Origin of the sequence: Microcoleus sp. T2B6, assembly GCF_036700475.1 — a bacterium.
GTDB lineage: Bacteria > Cyanobacteriota > Cyanobacteriia > Cyanobacteriales > Microcoleaceae > Microcoleus.
Genome location: NZ_JAUBOZ010000060.1, coordinates 22,722 through 47,038 on the forward strand (window position 1 = coordinate 22,722; position 24,317 = coordinate 47,038).

At 43.4% G+C, this 24,317-nt stretch carries 15 protein-coding genes and 1 pseudogene; 8 read left to right on the plus strand and 8 right to left on the minus strand.

The features are described 5' to 3' along the window. Window positions 1-29 precede the first annotated feature (29 nt). The 4 genes from QUA00_RS23260 (at window position 30) to QUA00_RS23275 (ending at window position 10,824) form a co-directional block, all read left to right on the plus strand. Window positions 30-3,527, plus strand: a complete 3,498-nt coding sequence (locus QUA00_RS23260) for a methyltransferase domain-containing protein (protein WP_333411258.1) — start codon at window positions 30-32, stop codon at window positions 3,525-3,527. Window positions 3,528-3,530: 3 nt separating this feature from the next. Then, window positions 3,531-4,403: a GDP-mannose 4,6-dehydratase gene (locus tag QUA00_RS23265; protein WP_333411259.1), complete on the plus strand. Its 873-nt coding sequence runs from the start codon at window positions 3,531-3,533 to the stop codon at window positions 4,401-4,403. Between the two features lie 27 nt (window positions 4,404-4,430). Next, window positions 4,431-9,920: an O-linked N-acetylglucosamine transferase family protein gene (locus QUA00_RS23270; RefSeq protein ID WP_333411260.1), complete on the plus strand. Its 5,490-nt coding sequence runs from the start codon at window positions 4,431-4,433 to the stop codon at window positions 9,918-9,920. A gap of 340 nt (window positions 9,921-10,260) precedes the next feature. Next, window positions 10,261-10,824: a DUF7638 domain-containing protein gene (locus tag QUA00_RS23275; protein WP_333140821.1), complete on the plus strand. Its 564-nt coding sequence runs from the start codon at window positions 10,261-10,263 to the stop codon at window positions 10,822-10,824. 112 nt (window positions 10,825-10,936) lie between these two features. Here QUA00_RS23275 and QUA00_RS23280 read toward each other — a convergent pair whose 3' ends face one another. After that, window positions 10,937-11,128: a hypothetical protein gene (locus QUA00_RS23280; protein ID WP_333140819.1), complete on the minus strand. Its 192-nt coding sequence runs from the start codon at window positions 11,126-11,128 to the stop codon at window positions 10,937-10,939. An 86-nt stretch (window positions 11,129-11,214) separates the two neighbouring features. Here QUA00_RS23280 and QUA00_RS36910 point away from each other — a divergent pair. Further along, window positions 11,215-11,385, plus strand: a pseudogene (locus QUA00_RS36910) (Rieske 2Fe-2S domain-containing protein); the annotation flags it as partial. An 11-nt stretch (window positions 11,386-11,396) separates the two neighbouring features. On the opposite strand, the gene QUA00_RS23285 reads toward QUA00_RS36910, so the two are convergent. Further along, window positions 11,397-12,293, minus strand: a complete 897-nt coding sequence (locus QUA00_RS23285) for a CNNM domain-containing protein (RefSeq protein ID WP_333411261.1) — start codon at window positions 12,291-12,293, stop codon at window positions 11,397-11,399. A gap of 519 nt (window positions 12,294-12,812) precedes the next feature. Beyond that, the gene (locus QUA00_RS23290; protein WP_333411262.1) at window positions 12,813-13,898 is read right to left on the minus strand and encodes a hypothetical protein; all 1,086 of its coding nucleotides are present in this window, start codon (window positions 13,896-13,898) and stop codon (window positions 12,813-12,815) included. Window positions 13,899-14,011: 113 nt separating this feature from the next. Here QUA00_RS23290 and QUA00_RS23295 point away from each other — a divergent pair, with 113 nt between their 5' ends. Together QUA00_RS23295 and QUA00_RS23300 are read left to right on the plus strand one after the other, a co-directional pair. Further along, window positions 14,012-14,920, plus strand: coding sequence for a YihY/virulence factor BrkB family protein (locus tag QUA00_RS23295; protein ID WP_333140811.1), 909 nt, complete (start codon window positions 14,012-14,014; stop codon window positions 14,918-14,920). 404 nt (window positions 14,921-15,324) lie between these two features. Then, entirely contained in the window at window positions 15,325-16,338 is a 1,014-nt protein-coding gene (locus QUA00_RS23300; protein ID WP_333411263.1) for a glycoside hydrolase family 104 protein, read from the plus strand. Window positions 16,339-16,418: 80 nt separating this feature from the next. On the opposite strand, the gene QUA00_RS23305 is transcribed toward QUA00_RS23300, so the two are convergent. The 3 genes from QUA00_RS23305 to QUA00_RS23315 all read right to left on the minus strand — a co-directional run bounded on the left by QUA00_RS23305 (window position 16,419) and on the right by QUA00_RS23315 (window position 20,151). Beyond that, window positions 16,419-17,135: a DevA family ABC transporter ATP-binding protein gene (locus QUA00_RS23305; RefSeq protein ID WP_333411264.1), complete on the minus strand. Its 717-nt coding sequence runs from the start codon at window positions 17,133-17,135 to the stop codon at window positions 16,419-16,421. Window positions 17,136-17,372: 237 nt separating this feature from the next. After that, entirely contained in the window at window positions 17,373-18,557 is a 1,185-nt protein-coding gene (gene devC, locus QUA00_RS23310) for an ABC transporter permease DevC (protein ID WP_333411265.1), read from the minus strand. 166 nt (window positions 18,558-18,723) lie between these two features. Further along, window positions 18,724-20,151 (minus strand): HlyD family efflux transporter periplasmic adaptor subunit, encoded by a 1,428-nt coding sequence (locus QUA00_RS23315; RefSeq protein WP_333411266.1) that lies wholly within the window; start codon window positions 20,149-20,151, stop codon window positions 18,724-18,726. Window positions 20,152-20,266: 115 nt separating this feature from the next. On the opposite strand from QUA00_RS23315, the gene QUA00_RS23320 reads away from it, so the two are divergent. Continuing rightward, window positions 20,267-20,875, plus strand: a complete 609-nt coding sequence (locus QUA00_RS23320) for a TetR/AcrR family transcriptional regulator (RefSeq protein WP_333140798.1) — start codon at window positions 20,267-20,269, stop codon at window positions 20,873-20,875. A gap of 88 nt (window positions 20,876-20,963) precedes the next feature. Here QUA00_RS23320 and QUA00_RS23325 read toward each other — a convergent pair whose 3' ends face one another. Together QUA00_RS23325 and QUA00_RS23330 are read right to left on the minus strand one after the other, a co-directional pair. Further along, on the minus strand, window positions 20,964-22,139 hold the full coding sequence (locus QUA00_RS23325; protein WP_333411267.1) for a flagellar assembly protein H: 1,176 nt from the start codon (window positions 22,137-22,139) through the stop codon (window positions 20,964-20,966). A 10-nt stretch (window positions 22,140-22,149) separates the two neighbouring features. Then, entirely contained in the window at window positions 22,150-23,661 is a 1,512-nt protein-coding gene (locus QUA00_RS23330) for a mechanosensitive ion channel domain-containing protein (RefSeq protein ID WP_333411268.1), read from the minus strand. Window positions 23,662-24,317: the final 656 nt, after the last annotated feature.

Below are 24,317 nucleotides of genomic sequence, written 5' to 3' on the forward strand. Positions count from 1 at the left end.
AACAAGACAGCGCACAATAGGATAAAGCTATGACACATTTCTTCATTCATAACAGTTTTCACAGCGGCGATGTAATTTTGACAAGAGCCGTAATTCAGGCGGTTAGAATTAGTTTCTCGGGGGTTAAAATTACCCTGGAGTGCCCTGAAGTCTCTACTTATCTTTGGCAGGATTTAGATTTGCCGATCGCGCTGTATCAAGGCAGCGAATACCAAGGCACAGAACCAACGCCAAACTGCCCCCCTGATGCCATATTTGTCAATATGTGGTTTGGCGTTTTTGATGATATTTTGAAACTCTACGGTATGACTTACCAAAATAACGTTCATACCTTTAATCGTCAGATGTATCAGCAGCATCTCAATCATAAATACCTGCTGCCGATACCGATTTACACCCCCATGATTACTTTTTTGGGGCAGCCAGAGAAAGAAATAGAAGTTAGAGAAAATAGCATTTTAGTAGAAAATGGAGTAGTTTTTTCTCATCAAAACTATTTTTATTTAAACGAACACCTGAAGCAGATAGCTTCAGATTTCCCTCAACTAAATTTTTACTGTTCAGATCAACCTAAATTTACCGCTAGTAATATTATTGATTGCAGCGGAATGAACCTTAAAGAGTTATCTCAAGTGGGAGATAAATGTATTGGTTTGTTGATGAAAGGAAGTGCTATAAACGCGGCTTCCCAAACGGAGATTAATAGATATAAGCCTCGCTGTATTGTTGGCTGGGACTTACCAGAGAAGCTTTGGGATAACTTGGAGAATCCGGTAGTTTATGCTAAAAATTATGGTGAACTAAAAGCATTCCTTTCTAGTTTAGGTGTAGCGGAAAATACAGCATTACCTGACTCTGTAATATTTACTCCCAGCTTAAGAAAACCACGCGGTTTGTTTCTGAATACAGTTAAAGCCAATTGCAGCATCTACGAGTCTGGCAAAATGGCTTATGAATGTTTATTGCTGTCTGGAAAGTACGAGCTTGAGTATTTGGAAATTAGCCAAACTGCTTGTGAGATCCCAAATAACTATGAATTTTACATTTTCAATTATCATCATCAAACGATGAGCTGGCTCAACACAAAAAAAGTAGGGTTGCTGCCAGGATTAAAAGCTACGCTAGTGCTGGAAACGTTGACTAATAATCCCTTTGTTCTGTGTCCTGCTGAGGATTTTGATGCTTATTTAGCGATCGATCCGACCATGAAGGTGGCAGACAAGAGAGTGTATGCTTTCCCACGCCCTTTGGAAGTTCCTACCTTAGTCACTCCTTACCGTGAATCATCAATTCCTGTGATTGGTACTTTTGGATTTGCAACGGTTGGTAAAGGCTTTGAATTGGTCGTGGATGCTGTTAATAAAGAATTTAAGGAGGCAATTGTCAGGATTAATATTCCTACATCCACCTATGGCGATCCCCATATGTGGAAAATGTATCAGAGAAATTATGCAGAGTATCTAAGTGAGTTGTGCAATAAAGTAGCCAAGAACGGAGTACAAGTAATTATTACCAATGAGTTTCTGACTAAAGACCAACTCATTGAGTGGTGCAGCCAGAATACGCTGAATTGTTTTCTTTACAACAGAAATCAGCCGGGGCTTTCTGCAACTACAGATCAAGCCATATCCAGTGGAAGACCCTTAGCAATTTCAGCTAATGAAACATTTCGGCACATTCATCGCTACATTAAGCCGTATCCGTTCCAAAGTTTAAGGGATGCGATCGCATCCTCTGTACCGCAAGTGCAGCAAATGCAAAAAGACTGGCATCCCCAAAACTTTGCCATAAAATTTGAAGAAGTATTAGAAGATTTTGGAGTGCTTCCCAAAACTGAACGGAAGGAAGTTCAGATTAAAGTTGAAGAATCGCCTAAAACCACTATACTCATTGTTTCTCACAAACAAAAACAATGCGGTATTTACCAGTACGGTGTCAACATTACAGAAGCTTTGCAAAAATCCGATCGCTATGCCTTTGCTTATGCGGAGTGTTCCAATTACACAGAACTTAAGAATGCAGTAGCTCAAACAAATCCGGCTGCAATTATTTACAATTACTATCAGACAACAATGCCTTGGCTGACAAAAGAGATGGTAAGACAGTATCAGATACCACAGCTAGGTATCATGCACGATTTTACCCAGGAGGATGCTGACAAAGTTACGCGAGAACTATTTGACTGGCATTTATGTCCAGATCCAACTTTGGTAGAAAATAATCCTATTGTTTTCAAGACAAAACGATTGGTTCCTGCTTATATTAATTCTCAAAATGTTCCTAATATTGTCACTATAGGAAGTTTTGGTTTTGGATTCAGCGACCAAGGTTGTGAGCGTTTGGTTAGCCTTGTACAGGAAGAGCTGGAACGGGCAAAAATCGTGCTTCATTTGCCTTTTAACAATGTTGTGGATCGCCAAGGACAATACGCCCTAGCAACTGCGGAGAACTGTCGCAAGATTATTTCTAAAACAGGCATAGAGCTTATCATCAACCACGAGTTTTTAAGTAAACAACAACTGCTCAATTTTTTGGCAAGCAATACAATCAATGCTTTCTTATACGATCCATTAAAGTATCGAGGACTTTCAACTGTCATTGACTGGGCTCTTGCCGTGCAGCGGCCAATAGCTGTTACTAAGACCAAAGTATTGAGGCACTTATCCTCTGTTATCAGTAATATTTCTGTTGAGCATAAAACCTTAAAGGAAATTATACAAAATGGTGTTGCACCCTTGGTTCCTTTTTATAATGAGTGGAGTGAAGATAGCTTTATTGTAGATTATGAAAATATTTTAAATAAAGTTTTAGCAAATCCGAACCATAGTAGGAACCAACAAACTTCTGTCACTCAATTGCATATTAATGCTGAGAAAAAAGGTCTGTGTAAGTTTCTCAAATCTAAAACTGAGGTTAATGAAAGTACAAAATACTTAAAAGAAAGGGGCTATGTATCACATAGGCTTGGTTGCAAAGATTGGGATTTAGCCAATATCATTGAGGATTTGTCCGATGGGAATTTATTAGATATGGGAAGTTCTGATTCATATCTATTAAAAAATGCTTTGATTAAGGGTTTACGTGGATATAAATACGGGATCGATCTTCAAAAACCAGATGTTCCTTTAGATGAAGTAAAATATTTTACTGGTAACTTGATGGATACTGGTCTACCGGATAAGTTTTTTCAGAACATCACTTGTCTTTCCGTGCTGGAGCATGAAGTAGATATTAAAAGGTTTGCAAGCGAAGTATCTAGAATTTTGGCAGAGCAGGGCAAGCTGTATATAACTGTAGATTATTGGAACCCCAAAGTTGTATCGAAATTAAGAATATTTGACAAACAATGGAATATTTTTGATAAAAGTGAATTAGTCAATTTAATTCAAGAGTGTAAAGAGAAAAACTTACACTTAGTTGATGAAGTAGATTGGTCTTTGGGAGAAGCGGTAATTAACCCTAATTATCATTCTCCAGACTTAAGCATACAATACACATTTGGAATGCTGGTCTTTCAAAAAAAATAAATTATGAATGCTCTGATTTTTGGTGCTAACGGACAAGACGGATATTATCTCAGTGAGTTGTGCAAGTCCAAAGGAATCAAATCTACAGGCTTATCGCGATCGGGAGATTGGATTCGTGGCGATGTATCTGACTGCGAGCAGGTTGAGGAGTTCGTAAAAGAATACAAACCAACCTATATATTTCACTTAGCTGCTAAATCAACGACGCGACATGATGCGCTGTTTGAAAATCATGCAGCAATTTCGACTGGTACACTGAATATTTTAGAATCAGTTTACAAGCACAGCCCCACCTCTAAAGTTTTTATTACAGGTAGCGGCGTTCAATTCTATAATGATGGCAATCCTATTTCTGAGGATACTGCTTTTGAAGCAAGTAGTGCTTATGCCGTTGCTCGAATCCAATCAGTTTATGCTGCCCGATATTACAGAAGTCTCGGTATCAAAGCCTATGTAGGATATTTATTCCATCATGAAAGCCCTCTCAGAAAGCCAAATCATGTCAGCCAAAAAATTGTAGTCGCCGCTAAGCGTATTGTTCAGGGATCTGAGAAAAAACTTCAAATTGGCGATGTTAATGTAGAGAAAGAATGGACGTTTGCCGGTGATGTAGCAGAGGGAATTATGACGCTGGTAGAACAGGAAAATGTTTTTGAAGCTGTTATCGGTTCCGGCAAAACTCATTCTATAAAAGATTGGATAGAAGTCTGCTTTTTACACCTGGGTTTGGATTGGACTCGATATCTAGAACAAGCTGAAAATTTTCAGCCGGAATATAAACGATTAGTATCCAATCCTGCGCTAATGGACAGCCTACATTGGCAACCCAAAATAGACCTGCGACAACTCGCAGCTATGATGATCGACGCCATATAAAATCATAATCCACCTTTAGGTATTTCCATGATGAAACCATTATCTCAGCCCGCTTCTTATCCCTATACACCGATGCACAAACATTACGGTTTTGCGGTTTTTGGACCACAGGAAATATTGTCCTATCTGGAAACAGCGCAAAATCTAAAAAATAGCGAACCAAACTGCATAATTACATGGTTCATTACTTCCGAAAGTGAGATTATGTTGCAAAATAATCCTTGCCTTGACCAAGTTGTGGTTATGGAGGGAAGCGCAAAATTTCTCCAAACTGAGATACCGCGTTTGCAAACAGAACGTTCTTGGTCTGGTTTTTTTACTCCTGATTTTCCGAAAAATAATTCTGGCAAACGAATTTTGTTGGGACAACTAGGTTTAAATGGTGATTGTCTTCATGCTACTGTTGTAGCTCGACAAATCAAGCATGACTATCCAGGATGTCATCTAACTTGGGCAATTTCATCTCTTTGTCGTAGCATAATCGAAGAAAATCCCTTCGTGGATGAAATTTGGGAATTTCCAGCCGAAAATTGGAATCAAATATTTGCTGCTTGGTATCAGTTTGAACAGGAATTACAAAAGCGGGTTAAGCAGGGTGAATTTGATGAATTATTTTTCACACAAATTTACCCAGGAAATACTCAAAATTATGATGGGACAACGAAAGTTTCTCTATTGCGAGGCTATCCTAAACCAATTACAGTTCCTTTACAAAATATCTTGAGACTACGCCAAACGGAAGTAGAAAAAGTGCGAATATTTGCCGAACAACACAACCTACAGAACCGCCGTAATATAATTTTGTTTGAGTGTGCATCCAGCAGTAATCAATCATTTGTTACACTTGATTTTGCTTTGTCCTTTGCCCAGGGATTGCTGTCTCTTGTGCCAGATTGTAGTATTATTCTTTCATCTAAATCTAAAGTTCCGGTAGTAGATGCGCGAATTGTTGATGGTAGCACCTTAAGTCTACGAGAAAATGCAGAATTAACAAAATATTGTTCTCTTTTTATCGGTTGTTCGAGTGGAGTGACACAAACAGCATTGACAGATTGGGCAAAACCACTGCCCATGATTCAGTTATTACTGGCATCAACATCAGTATATGCCTCGATCGCACATGACTTAGAATACTGGGGACTGTCATCAGAACAAGTTTTAGAAATGACTGATTTGCCTCCAGAAAGACTGATTGAATGTGTTTACCTGGCGCTGACACGAGGATTTGCCGAAGCTCGTCTAAAATTTCATCAAAAAATACAAGTAGACTTTAATTTTTATCTCACTCATGTTCGCAGTTTTATTTTTCCACATTATGTCAAAGCATCTCGCTCACTTCTAAATACAGTAGCAAGATATGGCTGGCATCAGCAGCTTAAAACCTTTATTCAGACAGAATTAATGCCAACATTAGGTGTACAAACGCCCCCACTTCTCTCTGATGAAGTGTGTACTAAACTCTTAGAAGATTTCATTTTCAGCAAAGAAAAGCCACAAACTCCTCAAGAGGCTGTTAAAACTAACAAACAGCTAGCGAGACAAATGCCTTTAGTCAGTGTTTGTATTCCTACTTACAATGGTGAACAATTTCTAGAAGCAGCGCTAGCAAGTGCAATTGCCCAAACTTATTCTCACATAGAAATAATTGTTTCCGATGATAACTCAACTGACAAAACAGTAGAAATAGCAAAAATATTTCAACAAAAGTATCCAGCTAAAATTACGATCTTAAATCATCATCAATATGGATTAGTCCAAAATTGGAACTTCTGTATATCCCAAGCTAAAGGGAAATATATTAAATTTTTGTTCCAAGATGATCTACTAGAACCGGACTGTATAGAAAAAATGGTGAATTTAGCGGAACAAGACGAACAAATCGGCTTAGTTTTCTCACCTCGTAATATTTTGATGTCTGGGGGTGCTGAAGCTAATTCTGCTTATATGCCAGATTATCAAAATGCCAAAGACACCTACAAAGCTTGGTTGAATTTGAAAGCGATTCAATCAGGACAAGAACTGCTAGAAAAACCTCAGTTATTGAGCGATCCTATTAACAAAATAGGAGAACCAACTACGATATTAATTAAGAAGAACGTCTTCGATCGAGTAGGAGTTTTTGATGCTGATTTATGTCAGCTTGTGGATGTTGAAATGTGGCTCCGAATTATGAGCCAATATAAAATTGGGTTTGTCTATGAGACTCTTTCTCATTTTCGGATTCATCCTAGTCAACAAACTCGGAAAAATTCTGAAACTAGACAGACTATTTTATCAGATTGGTATAAATTTTATCACAAAATTCATGTAGACGATCGCTATCCTCAAAACTTAAGAGAGGAAGCGTTTAATAAGTATACAGCGTTAGGCAAACAACATCCTGGATTAACAACACAGCCTCTTAATGAACTACATAAATCTCGCAAACAACTTGCTGAAACTTGGCTGAGTTTACCTATTGAGCAACTAGAAAATGCTTATGCCAGCGAACTAGGCAAGACACATCAAATGCTACTCAATAGTGCCATTAAAGATGACCCATTTACGGACACAGAAAAAACATTTATCGATCGACTAGCATCGCATCTCTGCCAGGGAGTTAAAAATCCCAAAGATATTAACTACCTACTAGCAGCCGCCCTCTATCGTCGTGCAGATCAGTTAATGCTGAACTATGAAAATGCAGTTATACCTAACTGGTTTGTCAACGACTACCTCAAATTTATGTTTGCTGCGCCTACTCTCTTTCAAGAAATAGGAGAGGCTGACAATTATTGTCGGTATGTGCAGGGATGGGTCAGTTATTTGCATAGCAATATCTTCAAGAACCCAAACTCACAAGTCTGGCAGGACATCGCCTGGTTTTTCACTCAAAGCGCTAACTTTATTCCTCTGTACTTCAATAGTGAAAATCTCAAGGATATATACACAAAGCGCGCAGATATTATTGAATATGCCATGAAAAATCGTGGCGCTGCGATTGATTGCATTTTTCCGGCTAGACCTGCGAACAGGCAGAAAATTCGCCTTGGTGTCCTGACTAAACATTTCGGGGCGATGACGGAAACTTTCGCTACTTTGCCAGCTTTTGAATATCTGAATCGAGAGCAATTTGAAATTATTTTGTACGCTCTCAATCTCGACGGGAATAAACTAGAACAGTATTGTCAGAGTCGCGCTGACAGACTGGTTAAACTGTCTAATGACTTGCCCAGTCAAGTTCAGACAATCCGCGCTGATGACTTAGATATTCTGCTGATTGCTACCAATATTACTGCGGTCACTCATCCGATTAGTTTACTGGCGCTGCATCGATTAGCGCGGGTACAAACTACCTGTTTTAATTCTCCCGTTACCACAGGAATGCGACACATTGACTATTACATTGCTGGTAAGTTGATGGAACCTGCACTTGAAGGACAGGAGCATTATCGCGAGCAATTAGCAACTATTGACGGGCCTGGCTGCTGTTTTAGCTATACCCTCGAACCTTACACTCCTAACATTAATTTCACCAGAAATAGTATCGGCATTTCCGAGGAATCGGTGGTCTTTATTTCGAGTGCGAACTTGTATAAGCTAGTGCCGGAGTTAAGGGAAACATGGGCAAAGATTATGGCGGCTGTTCCTAATTCTGTGCTGTTTTTAATGCCCTTCGGCCCTAGCTGGACTAATCATTATCCTGGGGGGGCTTTTGTGAATAATATGAAAGCCGTTTTTGCTAAGTATGGCATTGAGAGTAATCGTTTGCGCGTGTTGAAGAGTTTTCCTAACCGTGCGGATGTTAAAGAAGTTTTGAAGTTGGGAGATGTTTATTTAGATTCCTATCCCTATGCGGGGACTACTTCGCTTGTAGATCCGTTAGAGGTGGGACTTCCAACTGTGGTTAGGGATGGTGATACTTTGCGATCGAGAATGGGGGCTGCGGTGGTACGATCGCTCTCTATGCCTGATTTAATTGCCAATAGCGAAGCATCTTACATTCAACTAGCAGTTACCCTCGGCACTAATCCTGAACTTCGGCAGCGCTATCGCCAGGAAATTCAGCAGAAAATGCAAGCTAATCCGGCTTGTTTTGACAGTGTGGCATACTCTGGGGCGATCGGCAAATTATTCCAAGAACTCTTTGGCCAATGGCAAAGCAGCCACCTGGAAGCATCGCGCCACTTACAGGATAGCATTCCCAAGCAGCCAGATTTCGACGAAATTCTCTCGAACACCGTCAACCTTTACCAAAGAAACTCCTCAAACATCTCAGCAATATCCGAACTGCGTCAAATCCGCAAACAAATCGCTGATTTTTGGCTGAACGTTCCCGCCGAAAACCTCGAAGCAGCCTACAAAAGCGCTTCAGGTAAGAGCTATCAAATCCTGCTCAAGAGCGGCTTCCAACGTCAAGCGATGATCGAAAGCGAACAAAGGTTTTTGCAGCAATTAACCCAGATTAGCAAAGGATTAGTGCATCCCAAAGCTGTCAACGCCTTGCTTGCCGCGATGCTGTATTTCCCGCCGGGAACCATGCGAATTCCCGACGCTCGCAACCGCTTGCCGCACTGGTTAATTGGGGATTACGAACAAGTTTTTGAGACGGAAGCCGCCGCCAAGTCTGAGTCTACTTCTGACTTGCTAGCTCAATACATTCAATCGCCACAATTTGCGAATCAACTGTTAGGATGCGTCAATCTTTACCGCATCGATCCGTCAGACGAATCGGTTGTTTTGGAACTCCGCCAAATCCGAAAACAAATGGCTGATTTTTGGCTGACTGTTCCTTCAGAGAAACTCGAAACTTTTTACCGAGGAGAGGTTCGCAAGGGATATCAAGCAATACTTAGCTGCGGCTTGCAAGCAGAATCAATGACTGAAGCCGAACAGCAGTTTTTGCAGAGATTGACTGAAATTAGCAAAGGGTTGGTGCAGCCTCAAGCTATCAATGCTCTGCTGGGGGCAATGCTGTATTTTGTACCCGGAAAAATGCTGGTTCCCGATGCTCGCACCCGCTTGCCGCAGTGGTTGCTTGAAGATTACGAAAAGGTGTTTGAAAGCGCATTCGCGACAACAGAACCAACAGTTGTCAAACAAGATTATATGCCGCAGTTTCTCAATCAATTAACTGCTGCGGTCAATCTCTATGAAATCGACCCGACGGCTGAATTGGTAATAGCAGATTTGCGGCATATTCGCAAGCAAATTGCCGATTTGTGGCTGAGCGTTTCCGGCGAACAAGTAGAAGTTTTGTACCGGAGCGATTTTGGTAAGGGTTACAAAGCAATGCTGGGCAGCGGGTTTATTAAGGAGCCATTGAATGAGAGCGATCGCGAGTTTTTTAACTCGTTGGTTGTTGAGTTGAGTAAAGGGTTTGGAACGCCTAATGCGGTGAATAATTTGTTGGCGGCGATGCTGTTTTGTCGCCCTGGACTGTTACGGGTTCAGGATGCGAATACTTGTTTGCCGGAGTGGTTGTTGGCGGATTACGAGCAGTTGGTTGGGGGTGCCGTTAAGGTGGCTGTGGGGTAAACGAAGGCGGAGTAGGCGATATCTGTAGGGAAACGGCACTGCCCATTAATGTCAACTTAAGCTTTTAGTCCGCCAGTTCTCCCGCTCACCCGGCAGTCCGCCAGGGAATGAATTCCCTGTCTAATAGCGAAAGTCCTCTGAAAGAGGACTGAGAAGAAGAATTCTTAACTCATTAGTCCTCTTTGAGAGGACTTTCGCTTTGAGGCAGGGGTTTCAACCCTTGCCGGACTATGGGTTTTACCTTAAGTTGACACCCCTTGGGCACGGCGCCGTGTCCGTAAGAGGAGACGGCAGTGCCGTTTCCCTACTGGAATACGCTTGATTGTTAAGGGCAAAAGAAATGCTTCAATTATATAGAAACGGTGAAAATGGAGAAATAATTCGGGGTAAAGGGTTGTCGGCCTTTATACACAACGGCGACTACTACCAAACCATCATCCGAGTTTTTGAAGACGGTATGATCGATTGTTGGGAATGGGTTAACTTTGAGGAATTCAAAACCAAAGTTGCCGAGGGATGGGTTGTTACCCAAGTTCCCAAGGGTGCGAGGATAAGCTGTCACCATCTCTACTACGGAAATTCGACTTTAGAGTTTTATATAGAGATTGATGATTTTGTAAAAGAAGTAGAAGATACGATAAACCGGCTTCAGGGAAAGCAAACAGTTGCAGATACTTGTGTTCAAGCCTTTGCTAAATTCCTAACATTCCCAACAAAAGAAAATAAAAGTAGCTTGCGAGAAGCTTACAATGCTATTCCCAAACATCTGAGAATTTATGTGCTTGGTGATATGGATTGTAAAGATTCTGCTATCAGAATGTGTATCGAAGATACAGAAGTTTCCCAGAAAGTTCTAGAAAGCTTTAAGAGGCACTATGAATGGATCTTGGAACGGTTAAATTAAGCGAAGGTAGGTATGTGTAAATAAACTTTGGTATATCACAAGAAGTAAAGCTATAATAAACCTTGCGATTGCTTCGTTTCACTCGCAATGACATACTCATGTATTTGACAGCTCATTTACTACTATCTGAATCCTCAGTATTGTCCAAAACTCTATCTAGTGATGTTTGACTCGCTTGAAGCCAAAACTCAGCTTCATCATCAGGTAAGAGTGTTACTAATACTTTTGCCCCTTCGGGTAACTCTGATAACTCCAGCAGTTCAATTTTCCCTTGTCGAACAGTAGCCCAAAGTGTTTTCAGCATATCCACCTCATAAACTGTGCTTTATGCAATTTGCAGATTTTTGGTACATTGTCGCACTGAGCGACTAATTACAACCTAACACTGTTTTAGCCCGAGCGCCTGACGGGGAGTGGCTAGCAATTTTTCGCCCACAAGATGGACAAGCTGCGACATTACGCGATCGCTGTTTGCACCGCTGCCGTCCTTTATCCGCAGGAAAGGTTTGTAGCGGCGCATTGCAATGCCATTATCACGATTGGAGCTACAATCAAATTTGAAGCCCGATTTGCTATCTACTCACTGCGAATTCTGGCTGCTGAGTCTCAAATAAGGGGCGAGTTACCTGACGCAGCAGCACGGTTTCTAAACTGCCTTCTACTACATTTGCTGCTTCTATTTCCAACTCGCCCCACACTAGCCGATCGCCTTGATTGGGCATTTTACCTAAATTGTGGATCGCGAATCCGGCGATTGTTTGGTAAGCTTGGTTAGTCGGCAGGTTTAACCCGAGTTTTTCGTTAACTGCTGTCACTTCCCATAGGCCAGAAATTAGTGCCGAATGAGCATCTTTTTGAACGAGAGTTGCTTCGGAAGGTAACAGCAGCGGTTGAGACTCTTTACTGGTAATCCAACCGGTCAGCAGCCGGACGGTACCGTTGAGAATTGCTAGCAGCGGCCACAGTAATTTTGAGCAGAGTTCGAGGGCCGGCATCAACAGCAAAGCGGTGCGTTCTGGGGCGTGGGTTGCTAATACTTTCGGGATTAGTTCTCCTAATACTATCTCGACGTAAGTTACTAAGATGAATGCTGCGGGAACTGCGATCGAATGAGCAGTCAGCACGGCCGAAAAATGACCGATCGGCAATTTGTCGATCCACGGTTCGATCCAGTGTACAGTCGCGCCCTCACCCAACCAACCCAACAGCAAACTCCCTGCTGTTGTGCCAGTTTGAGTCACAGACAGGTAATGCGGTATGTTGTTTTGAGCTTGGTGGACGAGTTCGGCAGTTTTAGCGGTTGGGCGATCGTCCAACTGGGCAAGTTGGCGGATTTGATGGCGATCTGCTGATACTAATGCTAGTTCTGACGCCACAAAAAAGGCGATTAAAAGTGTTAAGCCCGCCAACATTGCTAATCTCAGCGTTGTTTGAGCGACTTCTATTTCCAGGCAAGTAAGGTTGTTCAAGATAGATATCTAATATGATAGATGTTTTAAGTTAATTATTTTATTTTAGCTGGGGATTGAGATAGATCGATCGCCAGACATTGTGGATCTCCGCACTACCCGTATTCGTAGGTGCGGCTGCACCTTACCCGTAGAACTTGTAAACTCTTTCTCTTCTCTTCCTTCGCGCCCTAGCGCTTACGCGCCGCTTCGCTAACGCACCTCGAAGCGGTTCGTTTTAACTGAGATATTGCACCATTCTCAATTACTTTTTTAGGAACAGGCTTTCCGGCCTGTTCCACAAGAAGACTCATTCTTTGTGGAACGGGCCGGAGAGCCCGTTCTTGACAATGGTGCAAGATATCAGTTTTAACTGAGATATTGTACCATCCTCAATTACTTGTTTAGGAACAGGCTTTCCGGCCTGTTCCACAAGAGATGAATTTTCTTGTGGAACAGGCCGGAAAGCCTGTTGTTGACAATGGTGCAAGATGTGAGTAAAAAAAAATCTAATTCACAACACCGGAACTGATTGCTGTATCAACTCTCCCTTACTCCCCGGAGCGAGTTAATTTCCGTAAAAGTCTGCACCGGATCGGACTTCAACCCGCCTTGAATGTAATTCAACTTCACTTCTTCTAACAAATCCGACAGCAGCGACTGCAATTCCCCAAGAGTTTTCTCATCTTGCAATTCCCGCCGCAAACTTTGATTAAATTCTTGGCTGAAATTATCTAGAATTTTTCTACCTTTATCGTCTTCATAAGTAGTAGATACCACATCAACAGCAGTTTGAGCCAAATAATTCGCTAGCTGTTCCGTCATCTCCGTAGGCAAAATATTAATCGGAGAGAAAGTTTGCAGGATTTGATAGAAATCCGACTGTTTGATTGTTGTTTCCAAATTGTGGTGCAGCAATTCTTCTAAATCCGGTTGTACCTGCGGCAAAACTTTGTAAATTGTCAGATCCAAAATCCGCTTGGTAATTTGTTCGATCGTATTTTCCTGATTGACGTGAAGGTACGGCTGCTGCGCCAGCAACATCTGCGCCGCGTCGCCCTGTTTTATCGAAGTTTTAGCTTGATTGATAAACCGCACCATCATGTATTCCGACATCGTATGGGCTAAATAAGCCACCGGTTCGTAGGTAATTTGAGCAACTACGCGATCGAGATTCACCAAACCCGACTTGTGCAGCCGCACCAATACCGGCAGAATGCGGCACCCCTGCCAAATCGGCATCACCAGAAACACCTCGTACCAGCGCCTTAGCAGAAAATCAAACCAAGTTACCCCCGGTTTACGGCGGGTGTGGAACAGACTTTTAATCAAAAACTCCGCCCCAAAAAAACCGATAAAAAACGTATCAATTCGCCAAAACTGGTCAGCGCTTTTCAAATATTCGGGATTTGGCAAACTCGAATCAATGCCTTTAATCGGGTCATAAATTTTAACTAAACCCGGAAAAAAGCTCTGATAAACAGGGCGCAACTGAAGGTAACTGAAATGGAAAAGCACCAGCAAGAAATTAACTACCGCTACTAATGCGCTTAATTTAGCCCAAGAAATTGCTTTTTTAGACAATGTTACATCGGTGTTGTTAACAGTTGTGTGGGAATCTGACATAAAAGTAATTTTCCGAATTGGGTAATCGATAAATCTATCTTGTGGCCGACGCTAAAAAACTCCTAACCTCTTAAAATCCCTGGTAAACGCTAAGTATAAGGAAACCCAAGACCGTGAACTTAAAAACAGTGATATCACTCCTAAAACAAACTTTTACTGAATGGCAAGAAGATAAAGCGCCAACCTTAGCCGCCGCCCTAGCCTATTACACAGTCTTCTCCCTCGCCCCGCTGCTAATTATCGTAATTGCGATCGCCGGTTTAGTCTTTGGTGCAGACGCAGCCCAAGGTCAAATCGTCACCCAACTCCAAAGTTTAATCGGCAAAGAAGGCGCCGAAACCGTCCAAGAACTCATCCTCAAAGCCTCCGAACCAAAGTCGGGAATGATTGCGACTTTAGTAGGTATCGCTACACTTTTGTGGGGGGCTTCCAACGTATTTACTAATCTCAAAGAAGCCCTCAATACTATTTGGAATGTTTCACCGCCCCCCGGACGAGGCATCTGGGGATTCCTGCAAGACCGCATATTGTCTTTTGCAATGATTTTAGGCATAGGCTTTCTACTGCTAGTATCTTTAGTCATTAGCGCCATTTTAGCCGCCGTCAGCTATTGGTTGAACGGCTTGCTGCAATTACCAGTCGGCATTTGGCAGATTGTGGACTTTGCTCTCTCCTTTGGCGTAGTTACGCTGCTTTTTGCCTTAATTTACAAACTTTTGCCCGATGTCCATCTTGCCTGGAATGATGTTTGGATCGGCGCCGCCATCACCTCAGTGCTGTTTACTATTGGCAAATCCATAATTGGAGTTTACCTCGGAGGTAGCGGTATTGCCTCTACCTACGGTGCTGCGGGATCGTTCGTGATTATCTTACTTTGGATCAATTATTCAGCTCAGATTCTCTTCTTAGGTGCTGAGTTTACTCAAGTTTGGGCTAACCGCTACGGTTCCCTGATGCTGGCAAAACGCAAAAATTTGATCGGCATTCAAGCTGAGGAATCCTCCGGGCCCAAACACCGGTAGAATTCTTAATATTAGATACAAAAAAATGCGATCGCTCACTTTTGAGTCAGCCGGATGCCAGCACCTTGAAACCTATGTCAGTTGGGACGGCGAGGCCTGTGGAATCACTAAATTTTAGACTCAACCCATCGCCAAATCTGCCCATGAACTTGACCGGGCGAACACTTAGTAGTATCACTGGATATGGTTGAAACCAGTTTATCTTGATCCCTGTCGCTGCCCTTCGGTGATGACCGAAAAATTTGAAGTTTGCGATCGCCCCGAAAAAGATTTGTTTCCTTGCCAGTCCCGAATTTCAACGGTGAAACCAATCTCAAGTCCACAAACAGGGATATTTCAACCTGAACTCATATCAGGAGGTACTTTTGTACGCATCAAAACATCTGGGAAGCCACCTGCTCCCTATGTCAGACATGGAGCTAATTCGCCTGTGGGTAAACGGTAAATCCCCCCGCAACCGGCGCTTTAGCTGGCAGGCGGCCAACCATTTTCGAGTGTTTGTCGCAAAACCACTGGCACAAGTTACTTTGACAGATGTGGAGACTTTCGCCGCAGCGATGAGAGCTCGGAAACTTCCACCGCGTTTCTACCAGCAAACCTTGGTAGCGCTGAAATCGCTGTTCGCCTTCGGCCAGCAAACGAAAATTTTGCCCGCAACACTCCCCCTTCACCGGTGGCCGGTTCTGCGCGGGAATCGCTCCAAACGCCTTCGTTTTCAACTCTCTTGGGGTTTCTTAATCTGTTTGTGCTTTTTCTTAGGTAGAATGACGCCGCGACTGTGGGGGCAATCGGTCTCGGCAGAAAGCTCGCCCACCCCGAAACGCCTGCCGGAAGTTGCGGCGATCGACTCACCAGACAAAGGAGAGGATAACATCGATCGCGATCGATCGCCCGAAACTGCAACCCTGAATTCACCAGAGCCCATACAGGATAGCAGACTCGATAGCATCGCGCCCGAACTTCGAGTCAAAGCCTTTCTCGACACCATAGCAGCCGCCGAAGGAACCGCTAGCCCCGACGGCTACCGCACCCAGTACACCGGTACAAAATTTGTCAGCTTTCAAGATCATCCCAGAGAAATGAGGTGCGGCCGCCGCTATGGCAAAAAACTCTGTTCCGACGCAGCGGGGCGATATCAGTTTCTCAGCACAACTTGGGACAGATTTGCCAAAAAATTTGGCGTCCGCGATTTCAGCCCAGAAAATCAAGATTTGATGGCTATAGAGTTAATCCGAGAAAAAGGTGCATTAGAAGATATAGAAGCGGGTCGATTGGAGTCAGCAGTCAGAAAACTCGCTTACATCTGGCCTTCTTTTCGGCGTTATGGCGGTTCCGTGGAATCGTCGATGCCCAAACTCGAAGCAATGTACCTGCAAAACTTGGGGATTTATCGGCAAGGATTAGTTGTTAGCAATTAGTTCATTGTTATGGGTTATTTGTTATTTGTTATTAGAACCAACAAATAACAACCAACAAATAACAACTAACTAATAACTATTTATGCTAATTTTCCATCTTCCATGTGAACGATGCGATCGGCAATATCCAAAATTCGGTTATCGTGGGTTACTAACAAAATAGTACAACCCTGCTCTTTAGCCAGTTGCTGCATCAAATTCACCACTTCGCGACCGGATTTGCTGTCCAGCGCGGCTGTCGGTTCGTCAGCTAAAACAATTTGCGGTTGACTGACCAAAGCGCGGGCGATCGCAACTCTTTGTTTTTGTCCCCCTGATAAGTCATCTGGATAATAGTTAAGCCGCTGTTCCAGTCCTACTAACTCTAGCATTTTTGCAGAGCGATCGCGCATTTGAGAACGCGACAAATTCCCGTGAACTTCCAAACCCATCTGCACGTTTTGCAGCGCCGTCAAACTCCGGTGCAAGTTGTGCGCCTGAAAAATATAGCCAATTTTGCGCCGCGCCTTTACCAATTCGTCTGCACTCGCATGGCACATTTCTTGACCGATAATTTTGAGACTTCCCGATTGACCGGATCTCAATCCGCCAATCAAAGTTAAAAGCGTAGTTTTTCCAGAACCGGAAGGCCCCGTCATTAGCACAACTTCACCTGCTTTAATGTCGAGATTAATGTCAAAAAGTACCTGTTTTCGCAGTTGACCTTGACCGAAGTAGTGGTCGAGTTGGTGCGCGGAAATTATAGGCGTAGGAATCTGTAAGGCGTTGGTTTTTGGGGAGCTAGTAGTAGAATTCATAAGTTATTGGTTTGAGGTTTTAGATTTAAGAATAAACAGCTTTATTCGCCGAAAATGCCGAGAGAAAAAAAGAGAATGATTACAAAAAATATGTGTGTAGTCAGGAGTTTATACAAAATCTGGCTTTAATACCCCCTTTATTCTTTAGTCCGCGGAGGCGGACTTCGTTTGTGTAGTAGCGGTTTCAACCGCCGAGTCTTATAAACAGGTTTCTAGCCCTCTATTCTTCATTTTCCGTTAAAACATATCTGCCGGGTCTGCTGCTTGCAGTTTTCGAGTGGCAATTGCTCCCGAAATACTGCACATAATCACGTTCAAAAGTAATACTATAACTGCTCTAAGCAGCGTCATATAAAGGGGTAAATTTGTAGCTTTGCGAGTTAAAGAGTAAAGTCCGAAAGAAACTCCCACTCCTGGCAAAAAACCGAGGACGGAAAGAATTAGAGCTTCTTCAAAAACGATGCCCAGTAAATAAACATTGCGGTAGCCCATCGCTTTGAAAGTAGCGTATTCTCCCATGTGGTCGCTGACATCGGTTGAGAGAACTTGATAAACAATAATGACACCAACTACAAAACCCATCGCGACGCCTAAATTAAACACAAAGCCGATCGCAGTATTCTTAGCCCAATAGTTTTTCTCAAAATCGATAAATTCTTGTTTAGTTAGTACCTTGACATCCGGCGGTAAATATGCTTTCAAAACTTGTTGAACTTCCACGGGGTCAGCACCCGGTTGCAGTTGAATTAATCCGGCATTAACACTCGCGGCGTTTTGTCTCGCAAACAGGCGCAGGTAATTTTGATCGCTAGTCATCAAAATACCGTCGGCGGCAAAAGATGCTCCAACTGTGAATAAACCGCTGACGTTAATCGTGCGTCGCTCTACCTCAGCTTTAACGGCTTGGCCTCGATCGATTTGTGCGATCGTTTTTTGGTACTCTCCCCTAGAAGCTCGATCGAACAACACGGTATCCGGCAATTTAATCGCGCTCAAATTTTGGTTAACTTCTGGAAGCGCAAACGCCGGGTGGTTGGGATTGAAACCGACCACCATCAGCGACGTTTCGCGCCGAGTTTCGGGATTTTTCCAGTTAGCAATTTTCACGTAAAGCGGCTCGGCTGATTTCACCCCCGGTACGTTCATTGCTTGATACAATCTGCGTCTGGGGAAGGAAGACAAATTAATCAAATTTCGCGCTTGGGGGTGAATCAAAACTAAGTCTGTTTCCAAGCTTTGGTGCAGCCGCGTATTGCTGGTGTAAAGCGCATTTTGAAAGCCCAACTGCATGAACATCAAAACGTCAGCAAAGGCAATTCCTGCTACTGCAACCAGCATTCGCCCTTTGTCGTGACTCAGTTGCAGCCATCCGAGGGAAGTTCTGCGTCTTAACTGTTGTAATGGTTTTATGAGTCCAAGCATAGGATTTTAGATTTGGGATTTGGGATTGAAGAGATAGGGCTGATGGTTTACTCTCTTCGTACTGAAAGAATATGTGATTATTGAACCGCGAAGACGCGAAGGACACGAAGGAAGAGAGAGGAAGAAGTAGAGAGTTTTTTACCGGGGAGAAAGTAACATTTTTTACTTAATCTTTAATTTCCCCGATCGCCACTTTGACTTGCAAATTGGTGAATCCCGCTACTTTCTGGCTGGAAGCTTCATCTAAGCGCACTTTTACTTCGACAATTCGACTATCAATATTCGCAGAAGGATCGGTGTTAACAATGTTTTGCCGCTGCACTTGCAAACCAATATGTTCGACAGTTCCCCGCAATTCGCCGGTCAAAGCATCGCTAGTAATTTTGGCGGTTTGTCCGAGGCGTACTTTGTCCACATCGCTTTCGTAGATTTCCGCAACAGCCAGCATCTCGCGAGTTTGTCCGAGTTCGACAATGCCGTCGTTTCCGACTTTTTCCCCCGGATGCGTGTGAATTTTCAGGACTTGGGCGTCTCTGGGAGCACGGATGTAAGCTAGATCCAGATTGGCTTTGGCTTGTTTGGCGGCTGTTGCGGCCAAACTGACTTCGGCTGCTGCTGCTGCTATGTCAACGGGACGCACTTCGGCGATGCGATCGAGATTTGCTTTGGCTTCGTCGATTTGCTGTTGTCGAGATTGCTCAACTTGGCTGAGTTTGGCTTGGGCTTCGTTAATTTGTTGTTGGCGAGATTGTTGAATTTGATTTAGTTTGGCTTGGGCTTCGTTAATTTGTTGTTGGCGGGATTGGCGAATTTGATTCAGTTTTGCCTTTCCTTCGTTGATTTGCTGTTGGGCTGTTTCGGCGGCGAGGCTTTTGCTGTCGCTAGTTGAGGCGGAAATTGCTCCCTGTTCATACAGTTGGGAGTAGCGCTGATCCTCGCTTATGGCGTTGCGGAGTTCGGCTTGTAGACGGGCAATTGTGGCTTGTTGGGTTTGAATTTCTCCTTGTTGTTCGGCCCTGATGCGCGCAATTGTGGCTTGTTGCGCTGCCATTTCGGTGCTGCGATCGATTTCTAGACGGGCAACGATCGCCTGTTGCGCTGTGATTTCGTTGCTGCGATCGGCCATTATGCGGGCAATGGTGGCTTTCTGGGCTTGAATCTCGCCGTTTTTGGCTCCAGCTTTGACTTTTGCTAGGTTTGCCTCGGCGACGCGCACTTGTTCTTGAGCTTGGTCGAGGGCGGCCGAGAGGCGATCGCGACTGTCCAAAATTGCGATCGCCTGGCCTGTTTTCACCCTGTCTCCTTCTTTTACCAAAAGCCGATCGATCCGGTTTCCTTCGGCTGCACCGGAGGCGGAGACTTTAATTACTTCTCCTCTGGGTTCGAGTCGCCCCAAGGCTGTAACTGTGGTTAATTGGGATGCTGTGACGGCTGCTGCTGCGGCTACTGCATTGGGATCGGGTATGCGCGATCGCCAGATCGTGTAGCCTGTGGTTCCCGCTGCCCCCAGGGTTGCTACTGCTGCCACAACTAGGAGTTGTTTAACTAGGGATGGATTTGAGGATAAGCCGTCTGCTGTTGGTTGGTTTACCATGACATACCTCTTTGTGAGAAAATGAAACTAAACGGTTTAGTTAGGAGGTCTTCTCATACTAAACCGTTCAGTATAATAATGTCAAGCTCCCAAATAAAAATTACAGAAGCAAGGTATGGCAAGGACAAAACCGATCGAAGCAGACGCCGCAGCAAGTGACAAAACCGAGCAAATCCTGCAAGGCGCGATGCAAGAATTTTTAACCCACGGCTACGCGGGGACGAGTATGGACAAGGTAGCGAAGACGGGAGGAGTTTCCAAAGCCACGGTTTACAGCTATTTTGCCGATAAAGAAGGATTATTCGCGGCCTTGGTACAGCGGCTGGCGCGAAAAAAAGTCCATTTTACGGTTCTGGATGAAGAACCCGCCGTAGCGCTGCGATTCGTTGCCACAACTATATTGGATCAGGTGACCCAGGAACCAGAATATCTCAATTTTGTGAGGTTAGTGATTGCGGAGTCGGGGCGTTTTCCCCAGCTAGCGCAGACTTTTGTGAGAAACTTAGGTAAACCGGGGATCGAGCGGCTCACTGAATATTTGGCATCGCATCCAGAGTTAAAATTATCCGATGCGGAGGCAACGGCGCGGATTTTTATTGGATCGCTGGTATATTTCCAGTTAACGCAGCATATGATGCACGGCAAAGATATTATCCCAATGGAGCGCGATCGACTGATCGACGCTCTGCTGCACTTGATTTTATCCCCGCAGTCCAATTCCTAAGTGCGATCGACAGAATCTAGGAATTTTATTTGAGAATGATTTAAATGCCATAAAGAGCGAGATGCCTTTATGGCTGCGATCGCAGGTTTTAGTCAGGTGTTTTCCCTAACCTGTCCCTCAATTCCTCAGCCGATAACTGTGGCAGCAGTTGTTCTACCAACAATGTCAATTCTGCCACAGGCAAGGCCAATAAATTAGTAACGACTGTAGGCAGAATATCGCCCAATTCAGGCGATCGTATTTGCAACGCACTTTCAGCCAACAATTTAACCGCTGATTCCCGCCCTGTTTCATCGACTGTCAGCATCGATATTGCCAACAACAGCACTGTAAATTCCGCTGCCGCCAACTTTGATATTGGAGATAGAAAAGCCGTCATTTTTGGGCTTAATTCTCCAAATCGAACTCGCAGAAAGTTTTCTAAGATTAAGCGCTGTTGTTCTTGTCTGCCTCGTTCTAGTCCTTGTTCTAGTCCTCGTTCTAGTCCCCGTTCTAGCCCTCGTTCTAGCCCTTGTTCTAGTCCCTGTTCTAGTCCTTCTTCTCTAGCTTGTTGCTGTGCTGCTTGTATTTGTTGTTGAAAAAGTGGTGCAATGGCCATAATTAACTCCCGCTCTTCTGGCTGTAATTCTTGTGGCGCATCGGTTACCAAATTTGACTGTAACCGATACAGCAATTCTAGCGCGATAATCCGCAACGGATCGTCTGTTGCTAAAGCGCTTAATTGGGAAATAGCCCTTTGCTGCACTCCCCCTTTGCCCAAAATCCTCAACCACAGGGTGTCTGGAGTTTCTGGCAACTGGTGAATCGCCACAATTGCAGTTCGCAAAGATTCCCCCAAGAAATAAATTCCCTGCATCCAATTCTCTGTGTCTGGTATCGCATTAAAGCTATCTACCAATGCTTTCGATGCTGTGGGCATCAAAATCCACAGTTTTGGTAACTGAGCGTCATCATAGCGAGTATTTTCTCTTCTAAATTTTCGCTCCAATTCACCTCGCACGTCCAATAACTTGCCCAGACAGCTACAAATTTCGCTGACGTTTGCCGGATTGCGAAACGGTTCAAAAATTGCAGTTGTCTGTGCCATTTTTCCCAACAATCCCAACGTTTCTGAGTATTCGGGAATTGCGGTGCTGGGAGTGAAATAAACATCGATTTCTCGAACTTCGGAACTCACATCGCGGCCGATATTAACCGTTCCGAGCGGCGACAGCAATTCCTCCAGGTATTCTTTTGCAAAGAGATCGTGAATAAATCGCGTCATAGGAATTATTTCAAACACTAAATAGATTTTTTAGCCGTTTTCTCACCCATTCTACAGGATTTTCCTCCTCTTCTGCTGCCTCTACTAATTCCATTTCTCGCAATAATTGCTGTCTCTCGCTGAGTTCTTCTTTGTGTTTGACTATTTCTTTAATAATCTGTTCAGATAAATCCGGTCTTTCAGTTAAAACTTTCTGGAAACCTTCTTTATTGATGGCAAACAAAATAGTTTCTTCTAAAGCTCTCACCGAAGCTGTTCTGGGGATGCCCAACATCAAAGAAAGTTCCCCGAAAAACTGACCAGAACCGAGGTTATTCAGATGTTTGTTAATAGCTTCTACAAAAACTTCTACTGAACCTGAAAGAATCATGTAAAAAGCATCTCCGGGGTCGTTTTCGTGAAACAAATATTCTTGCGATCGCAGCCGTTTGCGGTATCCAACTTCAATCAATTGCCGCAATTCCAGATCGGTCAGATTTTCAAAGTATTCCACCTCTCTTAGCAAACCGCTAAGCGACGATGGCTTTTTGAGTTTCTCTGCAAAAATTGGCGGTTTTTGCTCATTTTCCGTGTAACTGTTCGGGAGGTCAATTGCAGTTTCTTTTTTGTTTAACATTGACAACAGAACTTCGGGGTTTTGCAAATAAATTTCTCTGTCATTGAACGGAAATTCGATTTTTTGCTGGCGGAAATTGTATTCAATTGCAAAATTCAAAGAACTTTTAATTAATTCTCTTTCAGTCGGCCTGTCCGTCCACACTAAAAGTTCAAATTTAAAACTATCATCACCAAACTCGACAAACAATACTTTCGGGTTCGGTTCGTACAAGACTCCAGCTTCTGCGTAAGCAATATTTAACAGAGTTTCTGTCACTAACAGCGGGTTACTATTCTCGGCTACTTCTACGGGAACTCGCAGACAGAGTAGGGAGTTTTCGTAACTCCAGTTAACAATTTTGTTGCTAATCATTTTGCTGTTGGGAACTATGACGCTAGAGTCCTCAGTAGTTTGTAGGATGGTCGATCGAATCGATATTTTTTTGACGATTCCCATTAATCCTTCTAATTCCACAAAGTCTCCGACTTTCACAGGTCTGTCTAAAAGCAGCGTTAAGCCACTGACAAAATTAGTTGTTAAATCTTGGATTCCGAAGCCAATTCCGACTCCCAATCCCCCCGCGACTACTGCAAAAGAAGCGAGGTTGAAACCGATGCTTTGGATGGCGACTATCACCCCCAAAGCTACTATTAAATACCCAATAATTACTGCGATGGCTTCCCTGTTTCCCTCGTCAATTCCCAGTCGGACTAGCAACCGTTCCTTAAGAAAGTTCGTAAAAGAGCGTGCTATGACAAGGATAGCCATAAACAATACAATCAGTTCCACCAGTGACTGCATGGATACAGGATTTTCACCGATTTTAAATAGGGTAGCTGTAAATATTTGCGATATCTGTGTCAATACTTCTTCTGGGATTGTATTAAATTTGAATTCCGGTTCTAAGGTTTTTGATGTTGTCATTTTTTAAGTGGGTAGTAAAGAATAAAGTCCTCAGTACCCAAGTTAAAAATAAAATACTGAAGTCTTTATCACAAATGTTAGCCTATTTTGGTAAAAAAACTGAAGTTTTTACATAGATATGTGGTTCCTCATACTACGCAGTTCTCCCTATTTCCAATTTTTCGGATACGTTGTCTTCCCAGACCTGCGGTTATTGTGCCATTTTTGCGCGAGACGAGATCCGACTCATCTATTATTAAAGTGATTGCTCTATAGCAATCATCGCATCATTTGTGAACTTCTTACTCCCTCCCCGAACCCGGGGGGAGGGTTGGGGTGGGGTAAAAAAATACGACTCCTGCAAGGATTGCTATAGTAAATTTATTCAACATTAACTCAAGGCGATTTTATGATACTCTCCACTAATTTGTTTTGGAATTCCCCTTATAAACTCAAGCAGGGATTATTCAATAACTATTTAAGTGGACAAGTCAAATATCCAAGTATTACAATGACTTTAACTGGTGGGAGAGATATCGCTATTACTCTGCCAGTGGTGTCCGTCTTGTTTATTTCTAAGGATCGCGAATTAAATAACTTACAATTTTAATTGTTATTGTAGGATGGGCGTCCCCCCCGGCCATTTTGGACGGGCGGGGCCCCCCACCCACGTTCAA